The sequence below is a fragment of the Fulvivirga marina genome (assembly GCF_016775155.1).
In the GTDB taxonomy this organism is placed as follows: domain Bacteria; phylum Bacteroidota; class Bacteroidia; order Cytophagales; family Cyclobacteriaceae; genus Fulvivirga; species Fulvivirga marina.
The window spans coordinates 34,580-48,771 of record NZ_JAEUGD010000059.1; the positions used below are offsets into that span (position 1 = coordinate 34,580).

The window sequence follows — 14,192 nt, forward strand, 5'->3', positions numbered from 1 at the left end:
TATCAATTATTAAACAGACTGAGTTACTTAGCTTTTTCTATCCGGATTTATCATTATCGAAATCAACTCATTACAGCATCAGCATTAATCTGTGCCATTTCTGACTCCACATACTTTTTAAGCACACTTACATGCTTCTCTTCATTTTTCCACTCTCCAAACAGATCCTCAACCAGGTGTAGACATGACACCATTTCATCTCCATTGTAATGTCTGATAACCGGATGAAGGAAGAATGACTCTTCAGCTTTGTCGGCGGTTGGTTTTCTGTCTACCTGAAACACGTTTTCCTGACTGGCTCCAAACTCCAGAGAAATGGTAAAGTAATGCTGAGGGTTTTCTATTGGGTTATAACCTTTGGGCAACTCATAGAAGTATGTAGCTCCTTCATCAGCAATATCTACGAGGTCAAAAAGATATCCGAATTGCTGCCAAAGTGCTGAAGACCTGTTGATCCTGTTCAGTATCTCTTCTGCCACCGATTGGAAATTGCATTCCAGTTTTTTTGAAGGTAATGGCATTTGCTCATACTTATTTTGAAGAATATGGAACAAAGTCTTCACATTATATCTGAACCCATGAATAAACCCTGATGTGGTTTTCTTATATGAGTTTGACTGCATTAATGTGCCTGCAAAGTACATATGCGGTATATTCTTTGATTCCCAATCCATATTCAGAGCGGGCAATCTATCATCGATCACCGTTTCAGGCATACAGTTCTCAGCAAAGATGGATCTGTCCAATTTAAATCCGGTACATACAATCACTTTATCATATTCAATCACCTCTTCTTCCCCACTCGCATGAGCATATATCACATGTACTTCATACTTACCATCCTTCATGGTTATTCGTGTAATTTCTGCATCAAGCAGGGCGTTCTGAGATTTCAACTGGTAGGTATCCAGAAAGTTATTGTTAACGGCTCTCAGGTTTCCTACATAGTGTGTCTGCCATGCAAATTTCACCGAGTGAGGGCTTGAAACATGTATGAGTGATGCTGTATCTGTAAGGTAATCAGCAGTTTCGAAGCCTGAGTTACCTTTACCTAGCACCAATACTTTCTTGTTTTCAAACTCTTTTTTGTTGAGCGTTACATCTACATAATTATCTGTAAGCTCTATACCGGGGATGTTTGGTAAATATGGTTTTGAAAAACCTGTAGCTACAATGAGCTTATTGCAATAGAAATTCTCGCCCTCAGATGTTGTTAGTTGAAAGTTTCCTTCCATATCTTCTGATACTCTGGCAATACTATCAACCTTTTGATTAAAGCTGATATTTAGGTTAGCATCTTTGGCATAGTCTGCAAGGTAATCCACAAGAGCCGTAGCTTTGGGGAAATACTCGCTTGAATAATTTTTAAATGTCAGGTCTTCGTTTTCGCTCAACAAGGAATTCCAATCCCACCTGAGGTTAACTTCATGGTCGTCATACCCAGTGTGTACTTTGTTAATGGAGATCAGAGTTCCATGTCTGGGGAATTTTTTGAAGGCCGTTCCCGGGGCATCCCCTCCTTCTAATATCAGGTAATCGGAATTTTGCTTTTGTAAGAAATAGCCTAACTGTAAACCAGCAGGGCCTGCGCCTAGAATAATGTAATCGAAATGTTTTTTCATGACTTTTAAGTTTGCATTTAATGATTTGGTTTTGTGTCAGGTGATAATGCCTGATGTTTATTGATGGATAATAATACAGGTCAGTTTTTACCTAGCTTTTGAGCACAATAACTAATGTCAAATTCCAACGGGGCCATATCAAATTTCAACTCCTCTGCCTTCTTCAGACATTCATAGGCCACAGCGTACTCTTCCTGAGCCATATTGATTTTACCCAATACATAATAAGCTACCGATGACTCAGGATATAGCTTTACATTCTCTTCCACCAGCTTTTTGGATATTTCCATGCTTTCCGGCATAAAAACCCAGGCCAGTTCATTTAAGGTATTTATGCCTATATTGCCCTGGTGCTCTGCTTTCAACTCTTCAAGCCTTACAAACATGTCTTCGGCGTTGCTTCTGTTGTAAACTTTAAGCAGCTCAATGGCATTGCTGGGGTATTGCACGAATGGATCTGGCCCAAAATACGGTTCAAGGTTAAGGCCAGTGGTCATATCATTGATTTTTGAGGTCATTAGCGTTCCCCTGTCACTATTAGTGAGCAGTATAACTCCACGTTTCTTAGTCACGGAATAGCATAGCTGGGCCTTAAATCCCTCGTTGCTTCCAGCCTGGAAAATCACAGTATCATCCGGGCTGTAGGACACTTCAAAACCTGCAGCATAATATAACCCCGGATAGTCCTTCCCTACGGGCACCGCAGGTTCAAGCATAGTTTTTATGCTTGCAGGAGTTATATATTGGTTGTTAAATGTTGATACGATCAATCGGGCATAATCTGCTGAAGTAGTGTTAATCGTAGTGGACGGCAAAAACTTATCGCTTTTCCACTTCTCCATATGGCCTCCAAAAGCATCATGTCCTAATGCATAGTTATCAGGCTCCTCACCTCTACTCATAAAATATGAATAGGTATTTTGAAGTTGAAGGGGTTGATAAATTATCTTGTTGTATAATTCTTCAATGGACTCGTTGCGCAGCAACGCCATTACTTTGGCCAGGTAATTATAGCCTTCACCTGAGTAAACATACTCTTCTCCCGGGTTGCTCAAAATCTCCAGGGTATCCGGATTATTATTTGATTTCCAGTTTTCTATGCCTGAAGAATGACTCAGAAGCATACGCGGAGTAATCAATTTGTATCGCTCATCATGAGCCAGCTGGTCATGCTCCAGATACTTGTACATGGGTTTATCCAGGTCGAGCAGGCCATCCTCTACCATTTTAAAAGCGGCGAATACGAGAAAGCTCTTCGATAGTGAAGCTGCCTCAAACAAGGTATTCTGATCAACCTGACTCTCACTTTCCAACTGCTTGTACCCATAGTTATGAGAAAATACTACCTGGTTGTTGTCAATGATTGCTAACGACGCACCAGGTACGCCAACCTCGCTCATCATATGACTGATTTTCTTATTAAAAGCTTCTATTTCAATGGTGTTTCCATTAGCCACAAAAGTCTTTTGTTTTTGAGCCTTTGCTGTAAAACACCCATTGGCCAGCACTACTGCCAGCACTAAATATTTAAGGTTTTGCATCATAGTGTTTTGGGTTTCTCTTATTTTTTATTCTTTATTAAGAAGTCCTGATTGCTTCTATGCTTATCTATAGGTTAAAGGATATTTCTTCTTCCATGGCAGAAGATTCATCTTCTTCGGTCAGATATTCTAAAATACTCTGATCTGTATTTTCGGCAATTCTGTAAACCAATGCCTGGAACTGAGCAATGATCAGTTCGATATCAGACTGGGTAAAGTATGCCGTAGAATACTCAAATCGGAAGTTGAAAGTATCCTGACCTTCACTGGCATAAAGTGTAAGTGGGTATTTTGAAGTGGCTCCTTCTATTTCATATCGTTTAAAGCTGTCATTAGGAATGGCACTTTCATCTCTCTCAAAATTTTGAAAGATGAACATCACATCAAACAAACTCCTTACCGCTTTGGTCCGGTTCTCATTCACATCCCTCACAATGTCGGCCAGGTCATAAACCTGCTGACTGTTGGCCTGTACCAGTAGTTTGTGCGTATCTCTTACAAAATCTTTAAAGCTCATATTTACATCCATCTGCTGACGGATAGGCAGTGTTTTGGCAAACATCCCTACAACCCTTTCCACTTCGTGCTGCATTCTGCCTGAACTTGCACACCCAAGCACGATGTCATCCTGTCCGGTAAGCTGAGACAAATACAGGTACAATGTAGAGAACAGTACAGAAAAATGGGTGACCTCCTCTCCTTTTAGTACTTCAAGAACGGGCATGATTTTACTACGTTCAATCTCGAATATTGCCTTACCTCCATCTTCAGACATGTCATCGGGGGTTGCCGTTACCGGTAATTCCAGTTTAGGTATATCCCCTTCAAATTGCTTTAACCAAAACTCACGGCACGACACGTAAGCCTGATCTCTTTTAAAAAGGTGCTCCCACTCTGCATAATCTTTGTACTGAATATTCAGAGGCTCCAACTCCTGACCTGCATATACCTGAAGGAAGTCTGATAGCAAAATAACCTGCGACATGCCATCGCATACAATGTGGTGCGTATCCATAACCAGAATATGCTTCCCATCTTTCACGGCAATAATTGCGCATCTCAATAAAGGAGCCTTACTCAAGTCAAATGGCCTGATAAAACTGGCTATGGCCTCGTCTGCAGACTGGTCGCCGGCATTGATTTCGTCAACCTCAAATTTAATGTCCTCCTTAACGCTTTGAACGAGGTCATCATTTTCAATATAAAACACTGTTCTCAGACCTTCATGCCTTTCCACCAAGGTGTTCAGTGCCTTTTCTATTTTCTCTTTATCCACTGTACCTCCAACCCACCAGGCTAGCGGCAAGTTGTATGAAGTAGATGATGGGTTCATTTGATAATTATAGTGCATCCTTTCCTGGGCGGAAGAGGTGTGATAGCACTCCTTCTGCTCAGCCTTATTGATCACATAAAGGCTGTCTTTAGTAGCTTTATTAATCAGCTCTGCCTGTTTTTGTATGGTTGCATTGTTGAACAACTCGTTTAGTGATATTCTAATGCCGAACTCTTTGTAGAGTCGTCCGATCAAACGCATAATACCTAAAGAGTTACCTCCTATACTATGGAAGGTATCTGTTATGGAGATAGCCTTATCGCCCAGTATTTCCTTCCAAATGGCCAATATAGTGGACTCTACATCATTTGTTGGGGCGTCAATGGCGCTCTTGTCCTGATGCAGAAGCTCTACCAGTGCTTTAAAGTCAACCTTTCCATTACTCAGCAGAGGAAACTCTTTCACTTCCATTACTCTCGAAGGCACCATGTATTCTGGTAAATGTCTTCTGACATGGTCAATGATACTATTTTCCAGATCGGCATTATCCTGAACATCATCGCTCGCTATCACAAAGGCCACCAGAGTTTCACTGGTTGCTACTGGTGCACTTTCATCTGTATGTTTGATCAATACAGCATTTTTCACCTGATCCGCCTGAAAGAGTGCGTTTTCTATCTCATCGAGTTCTACCCTTATGCCTCGTATTTTTACCTGCCTGTCTTCGCGACCCATGAGGTCAATTTTACCGCCAGGCATCAACCTGGCTTTGTCACCGGTTTTATACGCCGTGGTCTCATCTGGCGTACCCACCCTGATACGGATGAACTTTTCTTTGGTCAGGGCTTCGTCATTCAAATAGCCTTTGGCGGTATAGTTGGTTATGATGTAAAGGTCGCCTGGGACAAGCGGGTTACATTTTTCCAGATTCTTGTTCGCTACCAGCAATTCAGTGTCCGCTATGGGCGATCCAATTGAAATTTTCTGTTGTTTAGCATCCTCTGGCTTTATTCTGTAAAAGGAGCGTACCATGGTGGTTTCCGTGGTACCATAGAGATTAACGAGTTGAATGCGGGAACCAAACACTTCATACCAGTGTAGCAATTCAGATGGAATGATCTTCTCTCCTGAAAGCAACACATAGCGGAGATCTTTGAAGTTTTCTTCTTTCAGCTCTTTGGTATTAAAAACGCGAAGCACACTCGGTACACAATGTATGTAGTTAATGGCGTTTTTATCAATCCACTGTACCATTTCTTCCGGAGTGAAAAAAGAATCATGATCAGGAGGTATGCATATAAGCCCCCCGGTCAATAATGGCACAAATACATCACGTAAAAAGGCATCAAAGTAGGGGCTAACAAATTGACTGAACCTGACGGGTTTCTTGATTTCAAACTCAGCAATTTCCCATTCCAAAAATTGTAGCAAGCTATCGTTACGGCCAACTACGCCTTTTGGTATACCTGTTGAGCCTGAAGTGAAATAAACATAGAGGCTGTCATTAGCACTATACTCAGGATACAGAATTTCTTCATCAGGAGTACCTTCAAGTATATCTTCCAGGTAATATTGATTGAGGTCATCATTACCGTTAAACGAAGCTGAGGTTTTGGATGTAATCAGGTATTTAAGGTTGAGATTTTCGCTCATTTTTTCCAGTCGTGCCTCCGGAAGTTTTTCATCGATAGGTACAAACACACATCTTGCATTCATCACTCCCACCATAGCACAAATGATATCACACCTGTCTTTGAGATAAACGCCTACTATTGCTTCATCAGTTGCGCCTTTGCTCAGCAAAAATGCTGTGATCTTATTGGCCGTGGATAAAAGCTCCGCATAACCAACTTCCTTCTCAGCCGTTTTAATAGCTTGCAGTTTATGGTCAGCACCGGCTTTTAGCTTCTCGATTAACTCTGTTTGAAAAATCATGTATTCTTTCTTAATTCTTTTACATTAAATATTTCTGGTGGCTCATCATTTGGCCTGATAGAGGTCTCAGAAGGACCTTTTATCTTTTAATCATTCGAAAAATTGCTCCAGCAAAATCCCAAAGGTTATCACCGTGATCAATAAATCAGTTTCGTATGGGGCATTAATGGTAAAGCCCTCCTGTTTATAGGTATTTTTAAGTTTCTCTATTTCGTCAGCGTTGAAATATCCTTGCCTTTTGATGGTATCATAGGACAAAACATCGTTGATGTACTCAATATTCTTTTGTAACAAATAGGGACTGCCCGGAGCTATGAAGTGAAACTTCTCTCTCTCAAAAACTTCTTTAGGCATAAATCTTCTGGCCATGGTTTTTAAGATGTACTTCTCCGTAAAATCATTGAGTTTAAGTTCGGAAGGCACCTGGGTAGAAAAAGCGATCAGTTCTTTGTCTAGAAACGGATATCTTGCCTCTACGGAATTGGCCAGCGCCATCCTGTCACCATGGTCAGATACCAAGTGATCAACCAGCCGGATTTTATAATCTATATAAGCTCTTTTGTTTAGGATATCCCTGTTTTGTACCCTATCCTTGTTAATCACATGATGATTGAGGCAATTAATTTCATCAAAAGACTCATTCAACGCGGCTGAGTAGAGACTCCTTTTAGTTACGTCATAATCCAGAAAGTTCCTTTCATAGAAGAAGGACTCATCTCCCCAGAGGTCATATCTAAGCTTTTCCTCCTCAGGAGTTGCCTCATTTTGGACAAAGTTCATTTGTCTCATCTTATCGAACCTGTAGCCTACATAGCCTGCAAAAAACTCATCGGCTCCTTCTCCTGACTGGATAACTTTGATCCCGTTAGACCTTACTTTTTCCGATAAAGCCAGTGATGCCGTATTGTAAGTTTCCTTTATGGGGCATTCGCTGTGATAAACCGAAAGCTGTAACCGCTCGCTGATATCTTCATAGAAAAATGTTTTTTGATTCAGTCTGGAGTTACTCTCTTTGGCAATTAATTTCTGGTAGATAGACTCTGAGTGCTGTGAGTCAATGAAGTCGATCGAAAATGCCTCCTTCTCCACACCAGGCACCAGTTTATTCACCTTCATGGCGATCATGGATGAATCGAGGCCTCCACTTAAATAGAAACCTGAGGGTACATCAGCTCTAAGGCGAAGTTTGATGGAGTTTTCAAACAGTTCTTCGAGTTTATCGACATAGTATGTTTCCGGCTTTCCATTCATCTTCATCTCCCCTTCAGGATAGATCAGATCCCAGTATTCGTGTTTGGCAACTGTTCCGTTATCATCCACTTCAATGAAGTAACCATTTTCCAGGCTATGAATGTTCTTAAACATGGTTCTCGGGCTTATCAGCCCGGCAAATGTCATGACCTGATCAAGCCCTACAGGATCCACTTCACGTTTTACAAAGGGGTGCTCCAGAATGGCTTTTATCTCCGATCCGAAAATGAATGTCTCCCCAACTTTGGTATAGAAAAATGGTACAATACCCATCTGGTCACGGGCGCAGAACAGAACTTTTCTTCGCTTATCATACAAAGCAAACGCAAACTGTCCATTCAGGTCATTGAGAAAACCAGTGCCTTTTTCTTCATAAAGGTGAAGTATAACCTCTACATCGGAACTTGTTTTAAAGGAGTGTCCTCTACTCTTTAGTTGCTCTCTCAGCTCTATGTAATTAAAGACCTCTCCGTTGCATATCAGCACTAGAGATTCATCCTCGTTGTATAACGGCTGCATGCCATTTTCCAGCCCTATAATGCTAAGTCTGCTGAAACCTAAGGCTACGTTTTCAAAGATGAGGGAGTCCTGAGCATCAGGTCCCCGGTGGATAAGCTTTTCATTCATCTTGTCCACAATCATTTTATCTTCGCCAGAGGCTCTTTGATCAAACTTAATAAACCCGCAAATACCGCACATATATTGTTATTAATTGGATATTGTTTACAAATTAAGAAGACATGTTTTGTCTTACCGGTTATCTACAAATGCCTCAAATAGTAAGGCTAACTGTCTCATTCCCTGGCTTGAGTTCTTCCCAGGCATCCCACTGCATACCTGCACTAATGGAGAAAACATTGTCTACTGCATAAACACAATGCCACCAGAAAGCCGGAATGACTAATAGCTCACCTGGGCCAACGATAACTTCAAGTGCCCTGGTTTTAGCAAATGATGGAAACTCTTCTGTATTTACGCCTATTACGTTCTTGATCTCACAGGTCTGAAAAGTGTTGAATGCTTTCAATGCATAGAGATATTCCGTCTGCTCAGGAGAGAACAGAATCATTTTCTTTCTTCCAAAAATATTGGCCAACATCCCGTTGCAGCAATCTCTGTGTAGCGCTGTACAAGGGGTATCTCCAGACTTTGCCCCCATCCAGATCTGTGGTGTGGTAAAGGTTTCAGGGCTAAAAAATGGTAACCTGAATTTAGACCACATAGCCGGTGGCAAGTCGCAGCCCCCCGTATACACGATATCACCACTTGTATTCTCTACCTTTTCGATGAAATCACCCATAGTTTCAAAGCCTTCCTTGCCTTTTTCAAGAACAGGACGCAGACGGGTATCGCCGTACTTCTTCTTGATTTCCTCCATGCTGGATGATAAAAACTCCCAGTCATCCAATACGCCTGTCATCACAAATGGCATGGATTCATCAATCAGATTGAGTACTTCCTCTTTTGATGGTTTATGAATTCTTTTAATTTCAGTCACACTGTCTTTATAGTCCTGACATTTGGCCTCGGTCTCCCGGATCAATTCATCTACTTTTTCAGAAGGTCTTTTGATCAGGTTGAAAAGATAGCCAGCCAGATCAAGATTGCCCTCAACTGATACCTGCATCAAAAAGTTAGGGTCTCTCAGGTCAAAGTGGTCCAGATTGTCCAGTACCCTCGCCAGTGTTTCCTGCTTCATTTTTACGACAACATCAGTTTTTTGAGGAGCTTCTTCAGAAAACTTCAGTTCATTATTCTCAAGTTCAATAAATGCAGAAACACGGTCTCCATTATCATCCAGGGTGACTTCACAAATGCCGGATAGATCCGTTTGACAGATGGCATCCTGCATTAGGCTAAACAATTTCTTAAGTAAGTCTTGCATAATTCTGTTTTAGAGGTCTTTTGTTATTTTAAATTTTCGTCTTCAGCTCAGGCATAGTCAAGTGCATCATGCATCTCTACATCCCCGAGCATGATGTCAGTATCATCCAGGACAACCTGTAGTATATGGTTAAAATACTTCATGAGAAGCTGAATGGTATCCTTGTCATAGTATTCCGTATTGTAGATGAAATGCACAAGGAACCTGTCTTTTTCGTCGATAGCATGGATTTTAAACTCGAAATGAGAACTCTCTGCCCATTTGACCTCAACGGGTTCAAATTTCAGTTCATCTAATGCTACGCTTTCATCATGATAATTGACCAATGCAAAGTGAACATCGAAGAGGTTAGTTTGCTTAATACCCTTTTCATTGAGAGCGGCTATCATTTGATCGTATTGGAAATCCTGATTATCAAAAGCTTCCAATACACAGTCTTTCACTTTTTCTAAAAATTGACTGAATGTCAGATCATTATCCACTTCAACTCTGAGTGGTAGCAGATTAACGAATGTACCCACGATGTCTTTTAACCTAGGGTGTGTCCTGCCTACTACATCTGTACCGATCACGATATCCGTACTGCCGGATATCTTTGATAAAAGGATGTAGTATGCGGAGATCAGGAACATAAAATCAGATGTATTGGCCGATGCTGTAAACTTTTTGATTTTAGCATAGAGGTCTCCGGACAAAGACATTTCTTCAAACGTGGCTTCGTTACCGCTAGATGCATCGCGCTCTTTGAGCATAGGCATTTCCAATGCAGGAGCTTTATCTGATAGTTTCTTCAGCCAGAATTCCTTTTGTCTGTCAATGCTATTGGTTGCATGTTTTTGCCAATAGGCATAATCAACATATCTTATTTTCAATGAAGGTAGCTGTTCTCCTTTATAAAGCCGTTTGAAATCGGTCATGAGTATGTTTTTCGAAATACCATCGCAAATAATATGATGGATATCCAGAAGCAAAAAGTTGCCCAGATCCGGGTGCATAAACAAGCCGCACCGCATTAATGGACAGGCAGAAAGGTCAAATGGCCTGACAAAATCATCCATCACTTCTTCAATGGTATTATACTTTTCAGGATCAGGCATAGCCAGTTCAAAGGTGACGCTATCTTTTATCCTTTGAACTATACTACCCTCATCGGTCTGGAAGAAGCCGGTTCTTAAACTCTCGTGCCTGTCGGTCAGCTTTTGAAAAATAGACTTCAGCTTGTCTACATCGATATCTCCAATTATTCGATAAACATTAGCAACATTATAAGTCAGGTCTTGTTTGTCGCGAGAATGCTCTATATAAAGTCTCTCCTGAGCAGATGATGTCGGATAATATTCCTGATCAGCGATTCTTTTGATATCTTCCGCCTGGCTGACCTGCGTTTTTTCTATTAGCTCTGAAAGTTTCTCTATCGTAGGGCAATCGAAGATCTGCCGCATATGCAACTCAACAGCAAACTTCTGCTGTATAATGTAGTTGAGTTTAATGGCATTGATAGAGTTACCTCCCAGATCAAAGAAATCGCTATGGATACCTATCTGGCTTTCATCAATACCCAACAGGCTGGCCCATATCTCAACCAGTATTCTTTGTTGATCATTTTCCGGCCCCACAAATCCACCTGTATTCATTTCAGGGTCTGGAAGCGCCTTACGGTTGAGCTTGCCATTAGGTGTCAGTGGTAATTCGCTTAGCCATACATAATGTACAGGAACCATATAATCAGGGAATACTGCTGATAAGTAGTCTTTTAGCTCGGCCGAATCTATAGCCTCAGCGGATACATAATAGGCCACCAATTGCTTTTCATTATTATTGGTTCTTGCCATAACCACCACATCTGATAGACTATCGTGTGATATCAGCTGTTTTTCAATCTCACCCAGCTCTACTCTGTATCCTCTGATTTTAACCTGATCATCTATTCTTCCCAAAAACTGAACTTTGCCATTGGCCAGCCATCTGGCCTTATCCCCTGTACGGTAAAGTGTAGTAGTAGTCAGAGGGCTATTGACAAATCTTTCTTGGGTAAGTTCTTCTGCATTCAGGTAGCCGTGGCTCACGCCATCTCCTGCTATGTAAAGTTCACCAGCCACGCCTACAGGCAGTACACTGCCATGCTGGTCAAGAATGTAAAGTTTTGTATTGTTAATGGGCCTTCCTATTACGGGTTGCTCCACAAACTCCTGCCAGTTAACAATCTTCTCTGCAACTGCTCCAATGGTAGTCTCAGTGGGCCCATAATGATTAATGAACTGTATTTGGCCATAAGCATCGCTGACCTTTTGAACATCCTCCGTGCGGATAGCCTCGCCACCCAGCAGGATATGTTTCAAGCTATTCAGGGCACCCGGCTTATTATCCACTACTCCGCTAAAGGTTGAGAACAATGATGGTGTAACCTTCAGGTAAGTGATGTGGTTGTTGTGAATATAATCCAGCAGTTGATCAGGAGACTGGTACGTTGTTTCTGGTATCAGGTGCAATTCACCTCCGTATAACAATACGGGGAAGATTGAAGTATACCCCAAATCAAAGGCATAAGACGATGTAAGTAACGATTTATCATCAGGGGTCAGCTGTGTTGCCTGTTTAAACCAGTTAACATAGTTTACCAGGTTTTGGTCGTTTATTTTTACTCCCTTAGGCTTGCCTGTACTTCCTGACGTATAAACCACATAAGCGAGGCCCTGCTTACGAGGAGCAGGTTTCACTACCTCCCCTGACATGTCTGCTTTGCTATCCACGATCACTTTCTCTCCTGAAAAATCGAGTTTACTTTCCAGGTGCTGACGAGTAACTAACTTGCTACTGCCACTTTCCTTCAAAATGATGCTCTGTCTGTTGGGGTTCTGATTGGCATCCAAGGGTAAGAACCCTGCACCGGACTTCAGTATTCCGAAAATCCCGATGATCATTTCCAATGAAGGATCTGAATACAAAGCCACCAGCTCCTGTCCTTCTCCTATCTGTGATGCCAGATAATTGCTTCGCTCATCGAGTTCCTTATAGGTGAGTTGCTCTCCATCAAAGGTAACGACCACTTTATCAGGATGTGATGCCACTTGCTCGTCAAACAGGTCTAGTACGGTTTTGCTTCGGTCATACTCAACATCTGTATCATTGAATGCTGCCAGAATCTGTTCTCTTTCAGCAACCGAAAGCACATCTATATCTTTAAGTTTAATGTCCTCGTTGCCAATGATGGCAGAAACCACCTGGTGGAAGTAGTTGACAAACCGCTCTACGGTCTCCTTTTTGAACAAATCGGTTGAGTAGTTAAAACTCATTCTGACCTGCTCCCCTGCATCAACATACAGCGTAAGGTCAAACTGCGATACTTCACGCTCTAATTCAAAGGGCTTTAGCGTTAAGCCAGGGATTTTAAATTCGTTCTTCTCATAGTTTTGAAAAACAAACCGGATATCATAAAGCGGGTTACGCCCTGAATCTCTTTTTACCTTTAATACATCAACCAGTTCCTCATACTGGTAATCCTGATTTTCAAAGCATTCGAGGGTCTTTTCTTTAACTTCTTTCAGAAATTCGCGGAAGGCCAATGTTCCTTTAGGGAAGCTTCTTAAGGTTAGAGTATTCAGAAATATTCCAATCATATTTCTAAGCTCAGCATGCTTTCTGCCCGCCGTGGGTGTACCGATCACGATATCTTCCTGGTTGCTTACTTTGCTGAGGAATACATTGAAGATGGATAAGATGACCATGAACATGGTGGCTCCTTCTTTGTCCCCGATAGCCTTTAACTTTTGGGTTTCTTCCGGAGTAAGCTCAAACTGAACTGTGCTTCCTTTAAAGCTTTTGACCTTTGGTCTTGAGAAATCATAAGGCAAGTCCAAAGCAGATGTTTCTTCGGCAAATTCCTTTAACCAAAAATCTTTCTGGTTGGCAGTATCTACTCGCTGCTCCTCACCCAAAAGCCACTCTGCATAATCTTTATACTGCAAATGAAGCTCGGAGATCTGCTCTTCATTATACAGAGCCATAAAGTCATTGAGTAATATTTCCTGCGACACTCCATCCGTGATGATGTGGTGAATATCCACCATAAGGATATGTTCTTCAGGAGTTGTTTCGATCAGTCCGGTCCTGATCAAAGGTCCTTTGCTCAGATCAAACGGACGGATAAACTTTGATATTACCGACTTAGCCTCCTCTTCTGTAGACTTGAAATGCTCCATTGAAAGGTCAATGTGTTGAGCAATTTTCTGGAAAGGCTGTTTGTTGACGACTTCAAATGTTGTGCGAAGGGTTTCATGACGATCTGCGAGCTGGTTAAAGGCTCGCTCCAGACGCACTTTATCTAAGGCTCCTTCCAGCCTGACAACCTGCGGCATATTGTAGGCTGTGGAGTTACTGTCTAACTCATAAAGAAAATATAACCGCTTCTGGGCCGGAGAAAGTGGGTATCTGCTCTTTTCCGCGGCCTTTTCGATGGTACTAAAGCCTTGTTTCTGGTTGATACTCTTGAAAAAAGCAAGGATCTCAGGCTTGCGTTCCTTCAACTCTGCGATAATTGCGGGGGTCAGGTTCTTTTTCTGTCCTTGAATTTTCAACTCGTCGCCCTCAACTACCAGGCTGATCTTATGGTTTTTTCGCAGGTTGGTTATGTATTCGTCAATTTTCATCTTAAATCAGTTTTATGAGTACAGTCATCAGCTATTATC

General features: G+C 41.7%; 6 protein-coding genes. All 6 read right to left on the reverse strand.

Annotated features, from left to right (window positions below; all coding sequences use genetic code 11):
- Window positions 1-62: 62 nt before the first annotated feature.
- On the reverse strand, window positions 63-1,622 hold the full coding sequence (locus JMN32_RS18010; RefSeq protein WP_202857759.1) for an NAD(P)-binding domain-containing protein: 1,560 nt from the start codon (window positions 1,620-1,622) through the stop codon (window positions 63-65).
- A gap of 80 nt (window positions 1,623-1,702) precedes the next feature.
- Window positions 1,703-3,166 carry a serine hydrolase domain-containing protein gene (locus JMN32_RS18015; RefSeq protein ID WP_202857760.1) on the reverse strand — a complete coding sequence of 488 codons (1,464 nt, stop codon included), beginning with the start codon at window positions 3,164-3,166 and terminating at the stop codon, window positions 1,703-1,705.
- A gap of 64 nt (window positions 3,167-3,230) precedes the next feature.
- Window positions 3,231-6,371, reverse strand: coding sequence for a non-ribosomal peptide synthetase (locus JMN32_RS18020; protein WP_202857761.1), 3,141 nt, complete (start codon window positions 6,369-6,371; stop codon window positions 3,231-3,233).
- A 90-nt stretch (window positions 6,372-6,461) separates the two neighbouring features.
- On the reverse strand, window positions 6,462-8,321 hold the full coding sequence (gene asnB, locus JMN32_RS18025; RefSeq protein WP_202857762.1) for an asparagine synthase (glutamine-hydrolyzing): 1,860 nt from the start codon (window positions 8,319-8,321) through the stop codon (window positions 6,462-6,464).
- A gap of 73 nt (window positions 8,322-8,394) precedes the next feature.
- On the reverse strand, window positions 8,395-9,507 hold the full coding sequence (locus JMN32_RS18030) for a cupin-like domain-containing protein (protein WP_202857763.1): 1,113 nt from the start codon (window positions 9,505-9,507) through the stop codon (window positions 8,395-8,397).
- 47 nt (window positions 9,508-9,554) lie between these two features.
- Entirely contained in the window at window positions 9,555-14,153 is a 4,599-nt protein-coding gene (locus JMN32_RS18035; protein ID WP_202857764.1) for a non-ribosomal peptide synthetase, read from the reverse strand.
- Window positions 14,154-14,192 lie beyond the last annotated feature (39 nt).